The organism is Limobrevibacterium gyesilva (assembly GCF_025989185.1).
In the GTDB taxonomy this organism is placed as follows: domain Bacteria; phylum Pseudomonadota; class Alphaproteobacteria; order Acetobacterales; family Acetobacteraceae; genus Limobrevibacterium; species Limobrevibacterium gyesilva.
The window spans coordinates 63,538-82,273 of sequence record NZ_JAPDNT010000006.1; the positions used below are offsets into that span (position 1 = coordinate 63,538).

Sequence of the window (18,736 nt, forward strand, 5' to 3'; positions counted from 1 at the left end):
GCGCGCGAGCACAGGCGCCGAGCTCCCCGCCCCTTCACTGCCTGGCCGGTGCGGTGGCGCTCGCGGGCATCGGCATGTTCTGCATGTCCATCGGCGCAGCCACGGCAGTCGCTGCCGTGCCGTCAGTCGCCATGAAGGTGGGCAGGGCCTGCGGTGCGGCCAGCACGACCGCGCCATAGCCCACGAGAGCGGCGGCCGTGACACGCGCCACCCGGCGCCTCCAGGGCAGCGTCTTCTCGGCGAAAATGACGAGCGTGATCACCGCCATGGCGACGACATTCATGATGCCGAGCGGGAACAGGATGACGAACAGCAGCCAGCAGCAGCCGAGGCAATAGGCGCCGTGGAGCACGCCCATGCGCAGTGCGCCCGCCACTCCGTCGCGCCACGAGGTCATGATGAAGCCGATCGGCGTGCGGCACTTCGACAGGCACAGGTCCTTGAACGGCGTGACCTGGTAGAGGCCTGCCGCGACGAGGACCGCCCCGCCGATCCGGGCGGCGGCAGCGGGCGACAGCGCGACGCGTGCGGCAACGGCCTCGGCGGCGAGGGCGCCGGCATAGGCGGCAACACCCGACAGCGTCCACACCAGCAGGTAGGCGGCCACGAACACCCAGGTTGCAACGAAAGCTTCGCCGCGCTGCCGCCTGCTCGCCTGCACCTTGTGGAAGGTGAGGATCATGGGCGCGGCGGTCGGAAACATCATCGCCACCATCATGACCACCCAGATCGCGAGGAAAAGCGGGGCACGTAAGCCCATGGTTGGCGATGTCATCGCCATGTCCATGCCTTGCCATGCGAGCAGCACCCAGGCGGCAGCGGCCAGCGCCAGCAGCAGACCAAGGATGACGTTGCGTTGCACCAGGAGCCGATCGGTCTGGGCGCGTTCCATGACAGCTTGTCCCCATGGCGGCCGTCCGGCGCCACGGCGAGGGTCGGGAAGCGGCGAGCGGAGGCCAGCGCGCTGCTAGTTCGACCAGTTGATCGGTGCGTAGTGGCCGTTCCTGCCGGAATTGTCCCACCGCATGCCGTGGTCAGCAAAGGTGCTGTCCTTGCCGCCAACGCCGAACGCCATCTTGTCCGGCGCGACCGGATGGCCCATCGCGCCCCAAATCTCCCCGCTCGGGTGCAGGCTCGGCAACGGCGCCACTGCCATATGCATGATGCCGGGAATTTCCGCCGAACGGGTGTTGCCATCGATGGCGTATTTGATTGCCACCTTCTTCGCGCCGAGATGCTTGCCGACCAGCGGCGCGAAGGCCGCCATCGGGCCGCCCTCGGCACCGCCGAAAATGGCGCCAAGCGCCGCGGTCTGCTTGTCGTCGGCGCGCTCGTCGATATAGGCGGCAAGCGTCCAGTTGCCGTCCCCCATGGGTCCCGGCGTATGGGCGACCACGGCGACATTCAGCCCGTCGAGCGGGATCTGGTCGTAGTTCCCCTTGTCGATGTGGAAGACCAGAGCCACGTCGCACACGCCCTGACTCGGCCGCGCGGTCAACGGCGCAGCGGGCGACACGAGGCATGGGCACACCACGTCGCAGTTGCAGTTCTCGAAATAATCGCCGGAGAAACGCCATTTGGCTTGTGCGGCCATTTTTCCCCCTCCCGACGATGGAAGAGGCGCCAGCCTAGCCAGGTTCCTTATCAGCCACCAACGCTCTGTCGATCCGTATCAGGGCGGCGTCATAAAATTTTCGACAAGCCATACGCTGAGCATCGCCTCCACACGGCGGCGGTCACAGGTTCAATCCCTGTCGCACCCGCCAGTCTCGGATGCCGATGCCGCCACGACCCATGGCCATGCCCGCCAACCGGCTCGCGCGCCGGTTGGCGGGCGCGCCGGTTCAGCGCGGGCCGACTGCGGGCGTTCCGGCCTCGCCCAAATCCCACCAGATGCCGGCATAGGCGGCCATGCCCTGGCGCGCCGGGGCGATCAGGAAGTGCTCGTTCGGCCCGTGCTGCTTGCAGCCGTTGTAGCTGTGCGGAATCCACACCAGCGGCACATGCAGATGGTCGACGAACACGTCGCCGGGCAGGCCGCCGCCGCTGTTCGGGATCACCTGCACCCGGCGGCCCAGCGACCTCTCCATGCTGTCCACCGTCCAGCGCACCCAGGGATCGTCGGGATTGGTGCGGCTCGCCGGCATGCGGATGCCCGCGCGCTCGATCTTCACCTCGGGGAAGCCGTTCGCGTCCAGATGCCGGCGCAGCGCGGCCTCGAACGTCGTGGGGTCGCTGTCCACGGTGTAGCGGATCTGGCAATGCGCCCGGGCATTCGGCGCCACCGCATTCACCGGATTCTCCGGCCGGCCGGACACCATGGCCAGCACGATGAAGCTGTTCCAGCCGAACACCTTCTCCGCCGCGGTGAAGCCGGGCTCGCCCCAGCCGGGGTCGATCGTCGCCGACGCCTCGCTGTGCAGCTCGCAGCCTGCCAGGGCGGCGCGCACCGCGGCGGGCATGCCGTTGCGGGGCAGCCAGTCGCGCACCAGGATCTTGCCGTTGCGGTCGCAGATCGCGCCGATGGCATGCGACAGCACGATTGCCGGATCAGTGGTCATGCCGCCCCAGTTGCCGGAATGCACGCCGCCCGGGCGGACATCCAGCACCAGGTCGAAATGGAACGTGCCGCGCGTGCCCGTGGACACCGTGGGCGTGTCGGCGGCCACGCGCGGGCCGTCGCTCGCGATCAGCACGTCGGCCTTCAGCGCCTCGGCATTGGCGGCCACGAACGCGCGCAGGCCCAGCGAGCCGCGCTCCTCACTGGTCTCCAGCACCAGCTTCACGTTGAAGCCGAGCTTGCCGCCCCGCTCGGCCAGCACCTGCTCCAGCGCGGTCAGGTTCAGCGCGTGCTGGCCCTTGTTGTCGGCGGTGCCGCGGCCGTACCAGCGGTCTCCGGCCTCGGTCAGCGTCCAGGGCTTCAGGCCCTCGTCCCACTGGTCCTCCAGCCCGCGCACCGTGTCGCCATGACCGTAAGTGAGCACGGTGGGACGTGACGGATCTTCGATCCGCTCGGCGGTCAGGATAGGGCCGAAGCCGGGCTGCGGGTTCGGATGCACGGCCACCGTGAAGCCCAGCCGTTCGATCCAGGGCCGGATGCCCGCTTCCAGGTAGCGCTTCACGTCGGCCTCGTGGCCGGGATCCTGGGACGTGCTCGGGATCGCCACCAGCCCGGCAAGCCGGTCGCGGAACTTGCCCTCGTCGAAGAAAGTCAACGCGCGCGCGATCGCGCCTTCCCGTGTGCTCATCAGGTCCTCCGTGTGTGCGCGCAGGCTGCCAGCGGACGCGCCATCGGTCCAGACGGCCAAGGGGCGATGTCTTGCCCTGCGCACTGGCAGGCGGCACGATCGGCATCGCCGCGATTGATGCGATGATGGAACCGACGGACGGCAACGGTCTCATCGAGGTCGAAATCATGCCCGCCACGGACTGGTGGACGTGTGATCCGGACACGGTGCCGCGCACGGTGAAGGACCGCCTCGCGACCTGCGTCCGACTCTGCTAGCCTGCTCACAAAGACAAATATCGGGAGAACTGCCAAATGCATCGCCGGACCCTGCTCAAAGGCGCCGCCGCCTCGCTCCTCGCCGCGCCCGCCATCGCCCAGCCGGCGAAGACCGCCACGCTGCGTTTCGTGCCGCAGGCCAACCTGACGCTGCTGGACCCGATCTTCACCACCGCCACCGTCACCAGCAACCACAGCTATTATGTCTTCGACACGCTCTATTCCACCGCCGCCGACGGCAAGCCGAAGCCGCAGATGGCCGAGGGGCACGAGGTCTCCGACAACGGCCGCGTCTGGCGCATCCGCCTGCGCGACGGCCTGAAGTTCCACGACGGCACGCCGGTGCGCGCCATCGACTGCGCCGCCAGCCTGGAGCGCTGGTCCAAGCGCGAGCCCTTCGGCCAAGTGCTGGCGAAAGTGGTGGAGAAATGGGGCGCCGTTGACGACCGCACCATCGAGATCCGCCTGACCAAGCCGTTCCCGCTGCTGCTGGAAGCCATCGGCAAGCCCGACGCGTCGGTCGCCTTCATCATGCCCGAGCGTCTCGCCCGCACCGACGCGAGCAAGCAGATCACCGAGATGGTGGGCTCCGGGCCCTATCGGTTCATCGCCAGCGAGTACAACACGGGCAGCTCCGCCGCCTACGAGAAGTTCGACGGCTACGTGCCCCGCAGCGAAAAGCCGGACTGGGCGACCGGCGGCAAGGTGGCCTATTTCCCGCGCATCGAATGGAAGATCATCGGCGACCCCGCCACCGCCGGCGCCGCGCTGCAGAACGGCGAGATCGACTGGTGGGAGCAGCCGCTCAGCGACCTGCTGCCGACGCTGGCCAAGGACAAGAACATCGCCCTGCAGATCGACAATCCGCAGGGCCGCGAATCGCTGATGCGGCTGAACCACCTGCAGGCGCCGTTCAACGACGTGCGCATCCGGCGCGCCGTGCTGATGGCGGTGAACCAGGAAGACTACATGCGCGCCACCTTCGGCGACGACACGTCGCTGTGGAGCATCTGCCACAGCCAGTTCCCGTGCGGCACGCCGTATGAGACGCAGGACAACGGCAAATGGATGAAGAGCGACCTGAACGCCGCCCGCGCCGCGCTGAAGGAGGCCGGCTACAACGGCCAGAAGGTGGTGATCATCAATCCCACCGACTTCCCTGCCATCCACCCGCTCGGGCTGGTAACAGCGGACACGCTGAAGAAGATCGGCATGAACGTCGACCTGCAGGAAACCGACTGGGGCACGGTGGTGCAGCGCCGCTCCAGCCGCGAGGCAGTGGAGAAAGGCGGCTGGAGCATCTTCCACACCTTCGGCTCGTCGGCCGCCTATTCCACGCCGGCCACGTCGGCCCTGGTGCGCGGCCAGGGCAAGGATGGCTGGTTCGGCTGGTGGGACAGCCCGAAGGCCGAGCAGCTCACCCAGGAATGGCTCGACGCGCCGGATACGGCATCGCAGAAGCGCGTCGCCTCCGAGCTCGCCAACCTCGCGATGAGCGAGGTCGCGACCATTCCGCTGGGCCAGTGGTACGGCAAGACCGCTTTCCGCCGCAGCATCACCGGCGTGCTGCAAGGCGTCTCGCCCTATCCCTGGAACGTCCGCCCAGCCTGACGGAGCCGTTGATGTATCGCCGCAATTTCCTGAAAGGCGCCGCCGCTCTGGCGGCGCCGACGGCACTCGCAACGCCGTCGATCGCGCAACCCGCAAAGACCGCCACGCTGCGCTTCGTGCCGCAGGCGAACCTCAGTGTGCTCGACCCGATCTGGACCACCGCCACGGTCACCAACGAGCACGGCTATTACGTGTTCGACACGCTCTATTCCACCGACAGCAGGATGCGCCCACAGCCGCAGATGGCCGAAGGGCACGAGGTTTCCGGCAACGGCCGCCTCTGGCGCATCCGCCTTCGCGAAGGCCTGAAGTTCCACGACGGCACCCCGGTGCGGGCCATCGACTGCGTGGCCAGCCTGCAGCGCTGGGCCAGGCGCGAGTCCTTCGGTCAGCTCCTGGCCAAGGTGGTCGATCGCTGGGCCGCACCCGACGACCGGACTATCGAGATCCACCTCACCCGCCCGTTCCCGCTGCTGCTGGACGCGATCGGCAAGGCCGACTCCTCGGTTGCCTTCATCATGCCCGAGCGGCTGGCCCTTACCGATGCCAACACCGCGATCAAGGAGATGGTCGGTTCCGGCCCGTACCGCTTCATCGCCAGCGAATTCAATTCCGGCAGCCGCGTCATCTACGAGAAGTTCGACGGCTACGTGCCCCGCAGCGAGAAGCCGGACTGGGCCACCGGCGCCAAGATCGCCTATTTCCCGCGCGTCGAATGGACCATGATCCCCGATCCCGCCACCGCCGCCGCGGCGCTGCAGAACGGCGAGATCGACTGGTGGGAGCGCCCGCTCAGCGACCTGCAGCCGGCGCTGCTGAAGAACCCCAACGTTGCCGGCCAGGTCGCCGACCCCGGCGGCCGGCTCGCATTGATGCGGCTGAACCATCTGCAGCCGCCGTTCAACGACGTGCGCCTGCGCCGCGCGGTGCGCCTCGCGGTCATCCAGGAAGACTACATGCGCGCCGCCCGCGGCGACGACACTTCGCTGTGGACCACCTGCCGCAGCCTGTATCCGAAAGACACGCCGTACTACCGCGACGCCGGCCCGGCCATGATGCCCGGCAACCTGGATGCCGCGCGGGCGGCGCTGAAGGAAGCGGGCTATGCCGGCCAGAAAGTGGTGATCATCAATCCCACGGATTTCCCCGATATCGGCCCGCTCGGCCAGGTGACGGCGGACGCGCTGAAGCGGATCGGCATGAATGTCGACCTGCAGGAGAGCGACTGGGGCACGGTGGTGCAACGCCGCGCCAGCCGCGAGCCGGTGGAGAAAGGCGGCTGGAGCATCTTCCACACCACCGGCTCGGCCATGAGCTATGCCAGCCCGGCGGTCTCGCCGCTGGTGCGGGGCCAGGGCGCGGCCGGCTGGTTCGGCTGGTGGACCAGCGCCAAGGCCGAGGAGATGACGCAGGAATGGCTGGAGGCGCCGGACGACGCCACCCAGGCCCGCGTCGCCGATGCCATCGGCGCCCTGGCCATGGACGAGGTGGCGACCATACCGCTCGGCCAATTCTACATCCGCACGCTGTTCCGCCGCAGCATCACCGGCGTGCTGCAGGGGGTCTCGGCCTATCCCTGGAATGTGCGCCCGGCCTGATGCGTCCCCTCACCCGCCGCATCGGCGAACGCCTGGTGCAGCGGCGCTTATTCGCGCTCAGGCTGGATCCGTGGATATGACAGGCTCCTGTGCCGCTTCATCACGCGCCGCCGTGCCCACCCCGGGCGCCGGCGGCACCGCCTCGAGGTCGAGCCGGCGCATCTCCGCGTAGATCGCCGCAGATCTCTCACGCTGGCTCAGCGCCCACCACGCGCGCTCACCATATTTCTGCAGCGCGAGCGCGGCAGCATCCTCGAAAGACACCGGCATCAGAAACATCTCGTCAACATCGGAGCGGTGGCGGCTGGCAGCTTCTCCGTCAGAACCACCCGGCCCGCCGCGCCTCCGACACCTGCACCGCGGTCGTCGAGGTGGGCCACCGATATTATATCAGCGCACGAGGACGTCCTCGTCGCAGACGAGACAGGCGTGATGATGGCGCCGCAGCGCCGAGGCAGGACAATCCTCGGAAACGGGTCCGTTCAGCGCCGCCTCGACCGCCCGCTTCTTGTCGCGGCCTGTGGCGACCAGAACGATTTCCCGTGCGTCCAGGATCGTCGCGATCCCCATGGTAATGGCGTGGCTCGGCACAGCCCGGCCTTCTCCGAACGAAAAGGAATTGGCGGCGCGCGTTTCCGGCGCCAGGGTGACGCGGCACGTGCGCGACCGAAGCGGTGATCCGGGTTCATTGAAACCGATATGGCCGTTGATCCCGATGCCGAGCACTTGCAGGTCGATGCCGCCGGCGGCCGCGATCAGGCGCTCGTAACGCAACGATTCGCCGTCCGCGTCCGCCGCCATGCCGTCCGGCACATGGGCGTGGTCGGCGCGCAGGTCCACGTGGTCGAAGAAACTCGCCCGCATATAGGTATGGAAGCTCGCCGGGTCGTGGGCGGCAAGACCGCAATATTCGTCGAGATTGAAGGTCGTGCATCCGCGGAAAGAGACCGTGCCGGCGCGATACGCCGCGACCAGACGCTGGTAGATCGGCACCATCGTCCTGCCGGTTGCGAGCCCGAGCGTCAGGCGCGGCTGCGCGCGAACGCGTGCGAGGATGATGTCCGACACGCGCTCGGCCACCGCGGCGGCATCGGCGACGATCTCCGTCGCGATCTGCTGGTCGATCTCGCTCATCTCGCGGCGCCATCCGCCGACATGGTCCGCGACTCGCCCGACGAAGAAAGACGCAGCCAGGGGATGGCGAACACGGAACGATAGAAGCTGTCGAGCGCGCTGCCGATCGCGCCCGTCAAGGTCGCGCGGCTCCCGAGAACGCTGATCTCGACCCGCACCGGCCGGCTCATGCAGGCCGCCAGGTGCCGCTCGACCATGGCCGACAATTCCGGCCGCGAGCCGATACTGCCGCCGAGCACGACCCGCTCCGGATCCAGGACGCTGTGAACCGCCAGGATCGCGGTGGCGAGAATGCGCGCGACATCGTCCAGCGCGACACAGGCGGCCTGATCGGTGCCGATCACGTCGAAGATTTGACGGACGGTCTTTCCCGGCGCGCCGCCGAGCGCCTCATAGCGCGCGACGATCGCGCGGCTGCCGATCGCCGTCTCCAGCGTCCCGAGCCGCAGGTTGCGGCGGTCGAACGGGTCGGCGCCGAGCGGCAGATAGGCGATCTCGCCGGCAGCGCCCCGCGCACCGTGCAGCAGCTCGCCATCGGCGACGATCCCCATGCCGATTCCGGTGCCGACGGCGATGAAGGCAAAGTTCGCGGCACCGCCTCGTGCGCCGCGCCACGCTTCGCCGACGGCAGCGAGGTTGACGTCGTTCTCGATGGCGACGGCGAAGCCGAGGCGGCCCTTCAAGGCCGCGCCGACGTCGATCTCGTCGAGGCCGGGAATGTTGGGCGCTATGGCTATTCCGCCGGATCGCGGATCGACCACGCCCGGACTGCCCATCGCCCCGATACGGATGCGGCCGTCCGGAACGTCGCCGCGCCGTGCCAGGACGTCGGCAAGCCGGCCAATCTGCTCGACCACATGCTGGCCGCCGCGCTGATCGGTCGGCTCGACGCCTTCCGCAACGACACGCCCGCGCAGGTCCGCCACGGCCGCATGCAGCTTCGTGCCTCCAAGATCGAGGCCGAGAACAAAGGCAGCATCGGCGCGCAGGTCGAAGACGGCCGCGCCACCGCTTTCGCGCGCGCCACGCGTCGCCAGCCACCCATCACGCTCGAGCAAACGAACGGTGTCCGACGCGGATCGTGCCGGCAGGCCGATGCGGCGCGACATCTCGTCGATCGTCAGCGGACCGGCAGCGAGCACTGCCCGGACGACGGCGCCCGTGGCATCGAATGGTGCGACGCTTTGCGCAGCGGTGGGCATCGTGAGATCAGCCAAGATGCGTACCGACCTCGGTTCCGCCGTCGGCGATAGCCTTGCCGGTCGCGATGTCGAACAGATGCAGCCGCCGGGCGTCCGGTATCATGGTGATCCGCGATCCGGGTGTGGGAATGAAGTGCCCGTCCGACATGCCGATCCACTCGGACCCGCCGATCCGGCTGATGACCTGCGTCGTGCTGCCGAGCGGCTCGGACAGGACGACCTCGCCGCTCAGGTGGCGAACGCCGTCGCCGGCGCCCGCCTGGCCAACCGGGCGGATCTGCAGATCGTCCGGCCGGATGCCAAGGATGATGCGGGAGCGGCCGCCGATCCTGGCGGCACCTTGCGGCAGGCCCAGCGCGGCGCCGCCGCCGAGATCGAGCCGGGCGTCCGCCGCATCCGCCTGCACGCCAACCTCCACCAGGTTCATCTTCGGCGTGCCGATGAAGCCGGCGACGAAGGTGCTGGCGGGATGGTGGAACACGTCGAGCGGGTGGCCCATCTGCTCGATACGCCCGTCCCGCATGATGACGATACGGTCGGCCAGCGTCATTGCCTCGACCTGGTCGTGGGTCACGTAGACGATCGTCGTGCGGATCGTGTGGTGCAGCCGCTTGATCTCGGTGCGCATCTGCCCGCGCAGTTGCGCATCGAGGTTGGACAGCGGCTCGTCGAACAGGAACACCGTCGGGTCGCGAACGATGGCGCGCCCCATGGCGACGCGTTGGCGCTGGCCACCGGAGAGCGCGCTCGGCCGCCGGTCGAGCAGATCGGTCAGGCCGAGAAGCGTCGCCGCCTTGCGCACGCGCAGCTCGATCTCGGCCTTGGGCAGGCGCGCCGCATAGAGCCCGAAGGCGATGTTGCGGAACACGGTCATGTGCGGATAGAGCGCGTAGTTCTGGAACACCATGGCGATGTTCCGTTCCTTCGGCTCCAGCGTGTTCACGACGCGGCCGCCGATGGAGATGGTCCCGCCCGAAAGGCTCTCCAGACCGGCGATCATCCGCAGCGTCGTCGACTTGCCGCAGCCCGAGGGACCGACGATCACGACGAACTCGCCGTCGGCAATGTCGAGGCTGATGCCGTGGACGATGTCGATGTCGCCGTAGCGCTTGACGACGTCGCGCAGGGAAAGCTCGGCCATGATCAGGCGCCCTTTCCTGACCCGCCGGCATGGACGATGGCGGCGATGGCCGCGCCATGGCGCTTGCGCGCGGCAACATCCCGTTCCCGGTGGGCAGCGAGGGCGGCGCGCGCCGCCCTCGCCTGCGCGCAATAGAGCGCCAGGCTCTCCGTCATCGCCTCGCGCGCCGGTCCGCCGGGGCGGTTGCGCACGGCGACGAAATGGTCGGGCGTCGTCACGCGCCGGAAGGTCGGCTCGTCGAGGCCGGGCCGTCGCCCGAAGCGCGCGGCGAACAGGTCGGCGAAAACTCCATAGGGAACCGTCGAGAGCGTCTGGCCGGTCGCCTGCATGGCACGGGCGAGCGCTGCCGCGACGTGATGCGCGCCGGAGAACGCCACCCCCTCCTCGCGCACCAGCGTGTCGGCGAGCTCGGTGATCGTGGCGTAGGACGCATCGATATTGGCCCGCGCGCGCGTCTCGTTCACTTCGGCCGAGGCGATGACGGCGGCCAGCAGCGACAGCAGGCGGTCGGCGGTGGCGAACGCGGCATAGCCCTGCCCGTGAACCTCGTGCTCGTTGTCGTTCATGTCGGTAAACGGCGTGTTATGCAGCGCCAGCATCACCGCGTCGCACTGCCCGGCACAGAGCGAAGCCATGAGGCGCATATGCTCGATCGGCACGGGGTTGCGCTTCTGCGGCATGATCGAACTGATCTGCACGAAACCGTCCGACAGCCGCAGCTGGCCGACCTCGAAGGCCGCCCAGAATCCCATATCCTGGGCGAAGCGGCCGACATTCAGCGCATTCAGCTTCAGCGCCGCATAGGTTCCGGCGGTGTAGTCGCTCGAGGCGATGCAGCCATAGGAGTTGCGCAGGATGGCGGAGAACCCGAGGAGATCGGCCATGCGCTCGCGGTTCAGCGCGAAGCCGGTCGTCGTGATGGCGGCCGCGCCCATGGTGCAGCGGTCGACGACGTCGCGCGCCTGCATCAGGCGGTCGAAGTCCCGCAGCAATGCCTCGGTCATGGCGCTGAGGTAATGGCCGAACGTCGTCGGCTGCGCGGGTTGCCCATGGGTATAGGCAAGCACGATCGTGCCGATATCCGCCGTCGCGCGCCGGATCAGCACTTCGACCACGTCGAGCAGCGTCGAGGCGAGCGCGTCCAGCCGCTCGCGCAAGGCCATCTTGAACAGGGTGTGGTCGATGTCGTTGCGCGACCGGCCGGTATGCAGCCGCCCTGCGATGTCGGGATCGACGTGCCGCGCAAGCCGCGACTCGATGAAGAAGAACAGGTCCTCATGCTCGCCGGTGAACGCCGCCGGCTCCGTCGCGTCGGCGCGCTCGCGCTCCACCGCATCGAGGGCGCCGAGGATGGCGGCCGCATCGGCGCGTGACATCAGACCCTCCTCGGCCAGCATGACCGCATGGGCGCGGTGCAGGCGCATGAGGTGGCCGAGGTGATGGGCCTGCGTATGCGCGAAGGCGGGCGCCAGCACCGTGCGGGCATAGACCGGCGCCGGGAAGCGGTCGTCGCTGCCGGAGGGAGCGGCTGCGTGTTGCGGGCTCATGCGCGTCAACCCTTGATGCCCGCGAGCACGACGCCGCGGATGATGTAGCGCTGGAAGACGAGGAAGACGACCAGCGTCGGCAGCGTCGCGATCGTCGCACCCGCCATGATCAGTTCCCAATCGGTCAGGTACTCGCCCGAGAAGGAGGCGAGCCCGACCGGCATCGTATAGAGGCCGCGATCGTTGGTGGCGATCAGCGGCCACAGGAAGGCCGTCCAGTTGCCGAGGAACGTGAAGATGGTGAGCGCCGAAAGCGCCGGCGCCACCAGCGGCATGGCGACGACCCACCAGATACGGAACTCACCGAGCCCGTCGACGCGCGCCGCGTGGATGTAGTCGTCGGGGATGCCGGAAAAGAACTGCCGCATCAGGAACACGCCGAAGCCGGTCATCAGGCCGGGGAACATGATGCCCCAATAGCTGTTCAGCCAGCCGAAGTTCTTGGCCATGATGTACCAGGGGACGACCAGCATTTCGGTGGGGATCATCAGCGTCGTCAGGATGGCGATGAAGACGATCTCGCGCCCCCGGAACTTGAACTTCGCCAGCGTGTAGCCGATCAGGCTGTCGAAGAAGAGGACGGAGATCGTGACGAACGTGCTCGTCACCAGCGAGTTCACGAACCACAGCCCGAACCGCGTGTTCTTGAAGATATAGATGTAGTTCTCGAAGGTCGGCTCCTTCGGAATGATGTTGAGGTCGTAGACCTCATGCGGAAACTTCAGGGAGGTCGCGACCATGTAGACGAGCGGCACCATCATCGCGATCCCGCCCATCATCAGCAGGGTCCAGGCAACGACGAGGCCGGGCCTCGTCCGCACGCCCGACGCCGCGACGAATGGGTCGCGCGGCGCGGACGGGGCATTCAAGGGCGTGCTCATGCCCGCTCTCGCAGCAGCCGAAGCTGGACGAGGCTGACCACCAGCAAGATCAGGAACAGCACCAGGGTTTGCGCCGCGGCATAGCCCATCTCGAAGGAGCGGAACGCGGTCTGGTAGATGTTCAGGACGAGCGGCCGGGTGGAGTTCAGCGGGCCGCCGGCGCCATTGTCGGTCATGTTGTAGACCTGGTCGAAGATGCGCAGGAAGCCGATCGAGCTGATCACGACGAGGAAGATCATCGTCGGCTTCAGCAGCGGCAGCGTGATCTCACGCAGGATCATGCCGCGGCCGGCCCCGTCGATCCGCGCGGCCTCGTAATAGCTCGACGGGATGGCCCGCAGGCCGGCAAGAAACAGCACCACCTGGAAGCCAAGCCCGGCCCAGATGGCCGGCGCCAGCACGGCCGGAAGCGCCTGTTCGGTCGAGCGCAGGAAGGGCAGCGCGTCGAGCCCGATCGCATTGAGCATGTTGTTGAACAGGCCGATCGGCGGCGGCTGGTAGAACCAGCGCCAGACCCAGGCCATGGCCACCGTCGTCGTCAGATACGGAATGAAGTAGAGGGCGCGAATCAGCCCGTGCGCAAACCTGACCTGATCGAGGTAGTAGGCCACGACGAACGAGATCACGAGGCTGACCGGCGTGCCAATGATCAGATAGAGGAACGTGTTCCTGAAGGACAGCCAGAACACCGGATCGTCGATCATCCTGCGGAAATTGGCGAAACCCACGAATTTCGGCGGCGACAGCAGGTTCCATTCAGTGAACGCGATGCCAAAGGAATCGAGCGCCGGGTAGAAGCGGATGACCGTGAAGAAGACGATCGGCACGGCCAGGAACAGCCAGGCCTGCGCGGCCTGCTTCGTCTCCACCTTCCAGTCGCCGTAGCGCTTCATTCGCAATCCCGCTTCGGCAACCACCCCACGGGCGGCGACCCCTTAAATCACAGACGTTGATTTAAGGCGCAGATCACGCCATGGTGCAAGGGCCGCGTCCGGAAATTCGTGCCCGGGCGCCGCAACGGGGGAGAAGGTCTGGGATGGATGAGCGTTTCCGGCCTCGCGCCCTTTGACCGTCGCGGCCACCATCGCCGCGTCGTGCTCGACGCCCTGCGCCGGGGCGGCCCCGCGTCTCGCGCCGAGATCGCGGCCGCGACCGGCCTTTCGGCGCAAACGGTGTCGCTCGTCGCCGACGAGCTGTGCCGGGACGGCCTCGTCAAGAACATCGGCCGCCGCGCCACCGCGCGGGGGCAGCCGCCGATCGATCTGATGCTCGACGTCGACGGCGGCTATTCGATCGGCCTGCAGATCGAGCCTGGTGGGCTCACCGGCGTTCTGGCGGATCTCGGCGCGCATGTGCGCGCCGAGATCGTCCGGCCCTGCAAGACGGCAACGCCGGAAGGCACCCTTCCCGACATCGCCACGCTGGTGGACGATCTGCTCGTGAAGGCCGGGGTCGACCGGTCCCGGCTCTGGGGCGCCGGCATCGTCCTGCCGGGCCCGTTCGGCGCTGTCGAAGAAGCGGAGCCCGACTCGCTGTCGATGGCGGCCTGGTCGCGCGAGGCCTTCGACGCCGCTTTCTCGGCAGCCCTGAAGATGCCGGTCCTCGTCGACAACGACGCCACCGCCGCGGCAATCGGCGAGCATCTGCTCGGCGTCGCGCGCGATCTGCGAACCTTTGTCTATCTGTACCTGTCGGAGGGCATCGGCGGCGGCATCTTCGTCGACGGCCGGCCGCTCGCCGGCGCCTGGGGCAATGCCGGCGAAATCGGCCGCATGGTCATCAGCGAGGACCGCCGTGGGTGTCCGGTCACGCTCGAAGCCACCGCGTCGCTGTCGGCGCTGCGGTCGGCATCGGGGGCCTCCGACCATGTCACGGCCGACGAGCTGTTCGCAGGAGACCCACGCGTCGTCGCCGCATGGTTCGACGCGGCCGCGCGCGTGCTCCGCATCGCCATCGCCAACCTGGAGAACATCTTTGATCCCGAGACGGTCGTGCTCGGTGGACAACTGCCGGAGACGGCGCTGAAGGACCTCGCCTCCCGTCTCGAACCGCTGCCGCCGACGGTGAGCGCCCGCGCCGGGCGCTGCCGGCCCCGGCTGATGCTGGGCCGGGTCGGGCGGGCGTCACCGGCCCTCGGCGGCGCGACCCTGCCGCTGTTCAGCGGCCTGACCCTGCAGCCACGGGTCGTGAAGGTCCGGCAGCGCCCCGCCGCCAGGCCGCGCGTCCCGGCGGACACCGGCCCGGGCAAGCGGCGATGATGCGCCGCGCCCCCCTGGGCTCACCCGGCCGGCGCGGACCCGCGCAGCGGCGCGAAAGTGAGGCCCCCACCCGTTGCCCGCATAATCGTTCCGAAGACGCGATCATGGGGGAAGTGGCCGGCGGCGACGATCGCGCCCGCCTCCGCCGCCCAGCCAGCCAGCCGCGTCCGGCTCTCGATCGCGCGGGGCTGGTCGCGATCGGCGCGATGGCACCACGCCGGCACGGCGATCTGCGCCGGGCTGTGCCAGAGATCGCCGGCGATCAAAACCGGCCGGCCGCGCCCCTCGACCAGCACGGCGTGATGCCCCTTGGTGTGGCCCGGTGCCGCGACGAAGCTGAGGCCCGGTGCGAGCAACGCTTCGCCGGACTCGGCGGTCTCAAGCCGGCCGCTCACCACCAGCGGCGCAATGCAACGCTCATAGGCCGCGACATGGTGCGGCAAGGCGGCCTGCCGGCCCTCGCTTTGCCAATGCGCGAGCTCGGCCGCCGGGGCCAGATAACGCGCCTTCGGGAACGTCGGGCGGCCGTCGCCGCCGCACGCCCAGCCGACATGGTCGAGATGGAAATGCGTGAACAGCACCGTGTCGACGGCGGCGGGATCGAGGCCCGCATCTTCCATCTCCGCAAGCAGCCTGCCGGCAAGGCCAGGAAAATAGGCATGCGGCCCCGGTCCGACGCCGGTGTCGACCAGCGTGATCCGGACGCCGTCGACCAGCGCGAACACGCCGAACCGGGTGTGGAACTTGCCGTCGGGCAACCAGGCGTCGGCAACATCCCGGTGCGCGTCGATCGCGGCGGTCGGGAACGAATAGGCCCAATCGGCGGGCGGCGGCTCGGCATCGCAGAGCGCGAAAAGCGTTGCGCCCGTGAGCGCCATCCGTCGTGGCCCGTCCATCCCCTGCCCCAACCCCGTCACGCCGCAGAATCGCAGTGCGCGGCCGCCTTATAGCTCAATCAAGGGAGAACGATCGATGACTGAGGACAACAACTTCCGGCTCAGCCGGCGCGGCTTCGCCAAGGGCACGCTCGCGACCGGCTTCACCCTCGCCGCGCCCGCCGTCCTGCGCGCGCAGAACGTGATCGAGATCGAATACTGGCAGTATTTCTTCAAGGAGCGCGTCGAGGCGATCGACGCGCTCATCGCCAAATTCGAGGCGGCCAATCCAGGCATCAAGGTCAAGCACACCCACTTCCCCTATGCGCAATACCGCACCAAGGTCGCGGCGGCGGTTCCGGCCGGCGAGGGCCCTGCCATCCTCCAGCTGTTTTTCGGCTGGATGCGCGAATATGCGAAAGCCAAGCTGATCCAGCCGCTGCCGTCGGAGCTGTTCAAGACGGCCGAGATCGACGACGCCTTCTTCGACTTCGTCAAGCTGATGAAGACGGACGGCACCTATTGGGCGATCCCGACCGCGGTGCGCAGCCTCGGCCTGTTCTACAACAAGAAACTCCTCGCCGATGCCGGCGTCCCGGGCGGCAAGCCGCCGGCGACTCTCGACGAGATGCTGAAGGACGCACTTGCCGTCACGCAGCGCGATTCCCGCGGCAACATCACCACGGCCGGCGCGACCATCGGCCTTCCCTCGCAGGACCACCATTGGTGGCGCGAGGTGCTGGTGCGGCAATTCGGCGGCCGGCCCTACAGCGATGACTTCAGGACGGTCATGTACGGAAGCGACGCCGGGGGCGCCGCCTTCGCCTGGTACACCGATCTGCAGCGCAAGCATAAGGTTGCGGCCGCGGGCTTCCTCTCCGAGAGCCAGGCGGCGTTCAAGGCCGGCAAGGCCGGCGTCCATGTCGACGGCTCGTTCCGGCTCGGCACCTTCAAGAGCGCGCGCGGGCTGGATTGGGGCGTCGCCGAGTTGCCGCAGCACAACGGCGTCAAGAGCAACTATGCGTCCTACTGGGTGAACGGCCTGTCCTCGACCGTCGCGGGCGCCAAGCGTGATGCCGCCGCGAAGTTCCTCGCCTTCATCACCACGAACGAGGCCATGCAGCTCTGGTTCGACACGACGGGCGAGCTTCCCGCCCGCAAGTCGGTCGCGCTGAGCGACAAGAACCTCGCCGATCCGCTCGCCGGGCCGATGCTGGCGGGCCTGCGCTACGCGCACGCGACCGACTTCGTCAACGAGGACGCGCAGGGCCAGATCTTCGCCGACATGCTCGATCGGGTGCTGATCCAGAACCAGGACCCCACCGCCTCGGTGAAGCAGGCGGCCGCGGCCGAGCAGCAGTTGATCGACAACTACTACAAGACCTGATGGTGCACGCCGCCTGGCTCGCGGGCCAGGCGGTGAAACCCCAGCCAAGGCGCTCTGCACAAAGAGCGGCCTCGCCTGTCGGGCTTTTCCAGGGAGCCGGGCGCGACGGAACCGCGTCAGCTCCCGCCGTCCCACGGGCAGGCGGTCGGCCTGGCGCGGTCCCGTCGCGCCGGGGGCACTTTGCAATCGTCCACGCGCTGATCGTCCGACGCCTTGTCGCTCAGCCGCTCCTTGCCCGTCCTGGCGGCCACGAACATCGCCGCCGCGGGCGGGTCATGGGCGGTTGCTACAACCGGGCCAGATGGAGAGCCCGCGATCAGGACTGCCAGGATGAGATGCTGCATCGGCTGTCCGCCATCAAAACGGGCCATCCTCGCCTGTCCCCGCGCGGGCGTGCACTCCGTTTCTTGCGCTCGAAGTCCCAGCCCCGCCCGGGGACTCCCCCGCCCACACGGGGATGGCCCAATCTGGAGAATTTTCCTGAGTTTTTCGACAAATTAATTATTGGCGCGCCCTCCTGGACTCGAACCAGGGACCCACAGCTTAGAAGGCTGTTGCTCTATCCACCTGAGCTAAGGGCGCGCAACGCCGGGCCGCACACAGGACGGATCAGTGCGTCCAATTCTCGCTGCGGCCGAACTTGAAATTATCCGCATAGGCCTTCGGCTTCATCCGCCGCTGATGTGGCAGTTCCACCTCATACGCAAAACCCTGCTTCGCGGCATAGGCCACGGCCTCATCGCGGGTCGCGAAGGTCAACCGCACCTGCCCCCTGGTGTCGGAACTGCCGATCCAGCCCATCAGCGGGTCGGCCCGGCGCGCCTCGGTCGGCTCGAACTCCAGCACCCATTCATGCGTGCCGGCCATGCCGGATTGCATCGCGGTCTTCGGCTGCTGGTAGATCCGTACCCTCGGCGCCATCACTGTCTCCATATCCCGTTGGCTGGTCGGGGCGGCCGGACTCGAACCGGCGGCCTCGTGTACCCAAAACACGCGCGCTACCAGGCTGCGCCACGCCCCGGACCCTATCCGGTGCCCCACCCTTCCGGCGCGGGGCATCCGGCCGGCAAGCTATTGATGCGCCCCCGGCAAAGCAAGCCTCAGGGCGCGTTCGCGAAGATGCGCTGCAGCACCCTGTCGCCCACGCGGATGTCCAGCCGCTCCGCCGTGCCGGCCGCCACTTCCAGCGTCGCGCGCACCGGGCCATTGCTGTCGACGATCGCCAGGCTCTGCGGCACGGTGCGCTCGGCGATGTGGCGGATGCTGCCATCGGCGTTGATGAACAGCATGTCCAGGCTGCTGACGGTGTTACGCATCCACATCTGCGACGGCCGCGGCGCGCCCCAGTCGAACAGCATCCCGCCATCGGGCGGCACCTTGGGGCGGAACATCAGGCCGATGGTCTGTTGCGCCGGCGTCAGCGCCATCTCCACGATGAATTCGTGCCGCTTGCTGTCATGCGTCACGATCGTGAGCGGCTCCTTGGGCAGCTCGGGCTGCGGACCGGTCGGGTTCAGCCCGATCTGGGCGCGCGCCGGCAACGCCAGCGCGGCGCCGGAGAGCAGGGCAAGCACATGGCGGCGACGGATCATGCGGT

General features: G+C 68.1%; 18 protein-coding genes and 2 tRNA genes. 5 read left to right on the forward strand and 15 right to left on the reverse strand.

All coding sequences use genetic code 11. The features are described from left to right. Nucleotides 1-34: 34 nt before the first annotated feature. From OL599_RS10490 to OL599_RS10500, 3 genes are all read right to left on the reverse strand, one after another. Nucleotides 35-892 (reverse strand): DUF2182 domain-containing protein, encoded by an 858-nt coding sequence (locus tag OL599_RS10490; RefSeq protein WP_264713681.1) that lies wholly within the window; start codon nt 890-892, stop codon nt 35-37. A gap of 75 nt (nt 893-967) precedes the next feature. Next, a complete protein-coding gene (locus OL599_RS10495; RefSeq protein ID WP_264713682.1) occupies nt 968-1,594 on the reverse strand; it encodes a DUF1326 domain-containing protein in 627 nt (208 codons plus the stop codon). A 250-nt stretch (nt 1,595-1,844) separates the two neighbouring features. Continuing rightward, nucleotides 1,845-3,248, reverse strand: a complete 1,404-nt coding sequence (locus tag OL599_RS10500; RefSeq protein ID WP_264713683.1) for a M20 family metallopeptidase — start codon at nt 3,246-3,248, stop codon at nt 1,845-1,847. Between the two features lie 71 nt (nt 3,249-3,319). On the opposite strand from OL599_RS10500, the gene OL599_RS10505 reads away from it, so the two are divergent. From OL599_RS10505 to OL599_RS10515, 3 genes are read left to right on the forward strand one after another with little or no spacing between them, the layout of a single operon-like run. Next, nucleotides 3,320-3,505: a hypothetical protein gene (locus tag OL599_RS10505; RefSeq protein ID WP_264713684.1), complete on the forward strand. Its 186-nt coding sequence runs from the start codon at nt 3,320-3,322 to the stop codon at nt 3,503-3,505. Nucleotides 3,506-3,541: 36 nt separating this feature from the next. After that, complete coding sequence (locus OL599_RS10510; protein ID WP_264713685.1) at nt 3,542-5,116, forward strand: ABC transporter substrate-binding protein; 1,575 nt, start codon at nt 3,542-3,544, stop codon at nt 5,114-5,116. A gap of 11 nt (nt 5,117-5,127) precedes the next feature. After that, nucleotides 5,128-6,714, forward strand: a complete 1,587-nt coding sequence (locus OL599_RS10515) for an ABC transporter substrate-binding protein (RefSeq protein ID WP_264713686.1) — start codon at nt 5,128-5,130, stop codon at nt 6,712-6,714. Nucleotides 6,715-6,771: 57 nt separating this feature from the next. Here the strand turns inward: OL599_RS10515 and OL599_RS10520 are convergent, their stop codons facing one another. The 7 genes from OL599_RS10520 to OL599_RS10550 all read right to left on the reverse strand — a co-directional run bounded on the left by OL599_RS10520 (nt 6,772) and on the right by OL599_RS10550 (nt 13,512). Continuing rightward, nucleotides 6,772-6,993, reverse strand: a complete 222-nt coding sequence (locus OL599_RS10520; protein WP_264713687.1) for a hypothetical protein — start codon at nt 6,991-6,993, stop codon at nt 6,772-6,774. A gap of 111 nt (nt 6,994-7,104) precedes the next feature. Beyond that, complete coding sequence (nagB, locus tag OL599_RS10525; RefSeq protein WP_264713688.1) at nt 7,105-7,848, reverse strand: glucosamine-6-phosphate deaminase; 744 nt, start codon at nt 7,846-7,848, stop codon at nt 7,105-7,107. After that, nucleotides 7,845-9,065: an ROK family protein gene (locus OL599_RS10530; protein WP_264713689.1), complete on the reverse strand. Its 1,221-nt coding sequence runs from the start codon at nt 9,063-9,065 to the stop codon at nt 7,845-7,847. Before OL599_RS10530 ends, nagB begins: the two co-directional genes overlap by 4 nt. Continuing rightward, complete coding sequence (locus tag OL599_RS10535; protein ID WP_264713690.1) at nt 9,058-10,191, reverse strand: ABC transporter ATP-binding protein; 1,134 nt, start codon at nt 10,189-10,191, stop codon at nt 9,058-9,060. Before OL599_RS10535 ends, OL599_RS10530 begins: the two co-directional genes overlap by 8 nt. Before the next feature lie 2 nt (nt 10,192-10,193). Next, nucleotides 10,194-11,738 (reverse strand): argininosuccinate lyase, encoded by a 1,545-nt coding sequence (argH, locus tag OL599_RS10540; protein WP_264713692.1) that lies wholly within the window; start codon nt 11,736-11,738, stop codon nt 10,194-10,196. Between the two features lie 5 nt (nt 11,739-11,743). After that, nucleotides 11,744-12,619: a carbohydrate ABC transporter permease gene (locus tag OL599_RS10545; RefSeq protein ID WP_264713693.1), complete on the reverse strand. Its 876-nt coding sequence runs from the start codon at nt 12,617-12,619 to the stop codon at nt 11,744-11,746. Beyond that, nucleotides 12,616-13,512, reverse strand: a complete 897-nt coding sequence (locus OL599_RS10550; RefSeq protein ID WP_264713694.1) for a carbohydrate ABC transporter permease — start codon at nt 13,510-13,512, stop codon at nt 12,616-12,618. Before OL599_RS10550 ends, OL599_RS10545 begins: the two co-directional genes overlap by 4 nt. Before the next feature lie 147 nt (nt 13,513-13,659). Here OL599_RS10550 and OL599_RS10555 point away from each other — a divergent pair, with 147 nt between their 5' ends. Next, a complete protein-coding gene (locus OL599_RS10555) occupies nt 13,660-14,877 on the forward strand; it encodes an ROK family transcriptional regulator (RefSeq protein ID WP_264713695.1) in 1,218 nt (405 codons plus the stop codon). 20 nt (nt 14,878-14,897) lie between these two features. Here the strand turns inward: OL599_RS10555 and OL599_RS10560 are convergent, their stop codons facing one another. Continuing rightward, a complete protein-coding gene (locus tag OL599_RS10560) occupies nt 14,898-15,755 on the reverse strand; it encodes an MBL fold metallo-hydrolase (RefSeq protein ID WP_264713696.1) in 858 nt (285 codons plus the stop codon). A gap of 94 nt (nt 15,756-15,849) precedes the next feature. Between OL599_RS10560 and OL599_RS10565 the strand changes: the two genes are divergently transcribed. Next, complete coding sequence (locus OL599_RS10565; RefSeq protein WP_264713697.1) at nt 15,850-17,139, forward strand: extracellular solute-binding protein; 1,290 nt, start codon at nt 15,850-15,852, stop codon at nt 17,137-17,139. A gap of 505 nt (nt 17,140-17,644) precedes the next feature. On the opposite strand, the gene OL599_RS10570 is transcribed toward OL599_RS10565, so the two are convergent. From OL599_RS10570 to OL599_RS10585, 4 genes are all read right to left on the reverse strand, one after another. After that, nucleotides 17,645-17,721, reverse strand: a tRNA-Arg gene (locus tag OL599_RS10570). 27 nt (nt 17,722-17,748) lie between these two features. Beyond that, on the reverse strand, nt 17,749-18,060 hold the full coding sequence (locus tag OL599_RS10575) for an ETC complex I subunit (protein WP_264713698.1): 312 nt from the start codon (nt 18,058-18,060) through the stop codon (nt 17,749-17,751). Nucleotides 18,061-18,083: 23 nt separating this feature from the next. Further along, nucleotides 18,084-18,160 (reverse strand) — tRNA-Pro (locus OL599_RS10580). Between the two features lie 79 nt (nt 18,161-18,239). Continuing rightward, entirely contained in the window at nt 18,240-18,731 is a 492-nt protein-coding gene (locus OL599_RS10585; protein WP_264713699.1) for a DUF192 domain-containing protein, read from the reverse strand. Nucleotides 18,732-18,736 lie beyond the last annotated feature (5 nt).

What these genes read in the sequence shown, in the direction of transcription:
- OL599_RS10565 (WP_264713697.1), top strand. Translation starts at nt 15,850, where the DNA reads ATGACTGAGGACAACAACTTCCGGCTCAGCCGGCGCGGCTTCGCCAAG.
- OL599_RS10555 (WP_264713695.1), top strand. Translation starts at nt 13,660, where the DNA reads ATGAGCGTTTCCGGCCTCGCGCCCTTTGACCGTCGCGGCCACCATCGC.
- OL599_RS10545 (WP_264713693.1), bottom strand. Translation starts at nt 12,619, where the DNA reads ATGAGCACGCCCTTGAATGCCCCGTCCGCGCCGCGCGACCCATTCGTC.
- OL599_RS10510 (WP_264713685.1), top strand. Translation starts at nt 3,542, where the DNA reads ATGCATCGCCGGACCCTGCTCAAAGGCGCCGCCGCCTCGCTCCTCGCC.
- OL599_RS10495 (WP_264713682.1), bottom strand. Translation starts at nt 1,594, where the DNA reads ATGGCCGCACAAGCCAAATGGCGTTTCTCCGGCGATTATTTCGAGAAC.
- OL599_RS10515 (WP_264713686.1), top strand. Translation starts at nt 5,128, where the DNA reads ATGTATCGCCGCAATTTCCTGAAAGGCGCCGCCGCTCTGGCGGCGCCG.
- OL599_RS10560 (WP_264713696.1), bottom strand. Translation starts at nt 15,755, where the DNA reads ATGGCGCTCACGGGCGCAACGCTTTTCGCGCTCTGCGATGCCGAGCCG.
- OL599_RS10535 (WP_264713690.1), bottom strand. Translation starts at nt 10,191, where the DNA reads ATGGCCGAGCTTTCCCTGCGCGACGTCGTCAAGCGCTACGGCGACATC.
- OL599_RS10520 (WP_264713687.1), bottom strand. Translation starts at nt 6,993, where the DNA reads ATGTTTCTGATGCCGGTGTCTTTCGAGGATGCTGCCGCGCTCGCGCTG.
- nagB (WP_264713688.1), bottom strand. Translation starts at nt 7,848, where the DNA reads ATGAGCGAGATCGACCAGCAGATCGCGACGGAGATCGTCGCCGATGCC.
- OL599_RS10550 (WP_264713694.1), bottom strand. Translation starts at nt 13,512, where the DNA reads ATGAAGCGCTACGGCGACTGGAAGGTGGAGACGAAGCAGGCCGCGCAG.
- OL599_RS10575 (WP_264713698.1), bottom strand. Translation starts at nt 18,060, where the DNA reads ATGGCGCCGAGGGTACGGATCTACCAGCAGCCGAAGACCGCGATGCAA.
- argH (WP_264713692.1), bottom strand. Translation starts at nt 11,738, where the DNA reads ATGAGCCCGCAACACGCAGCCGCTCCCTCCGGCAGCGACGACCGCTTC.
- OL599_RS10490 (WP_264713681.1), bottom strand. Translation starts at nt 892, where the DNA reads ATGGAACGCGCCCAGACCGATCGGCTCCTGGTGCAACGCAACGTCATC.
- OL599_RS10500 (WP_264713683.1), bottom strand. Translation starts at nt 3,248, where the DNA reads ATGAGCACACGGGAAGGCGCGATCGCGCGCGCGTTGACTTTCTTCGAC.
- OL599_RS10585 (WP_264713699.1), bottom strand. Translation starts at nt 18,731, where the DNA reads ATGATCCGTCGCCGCCATGTGCTTGCCCTGCTCTCCGGCGCCGCGCTG.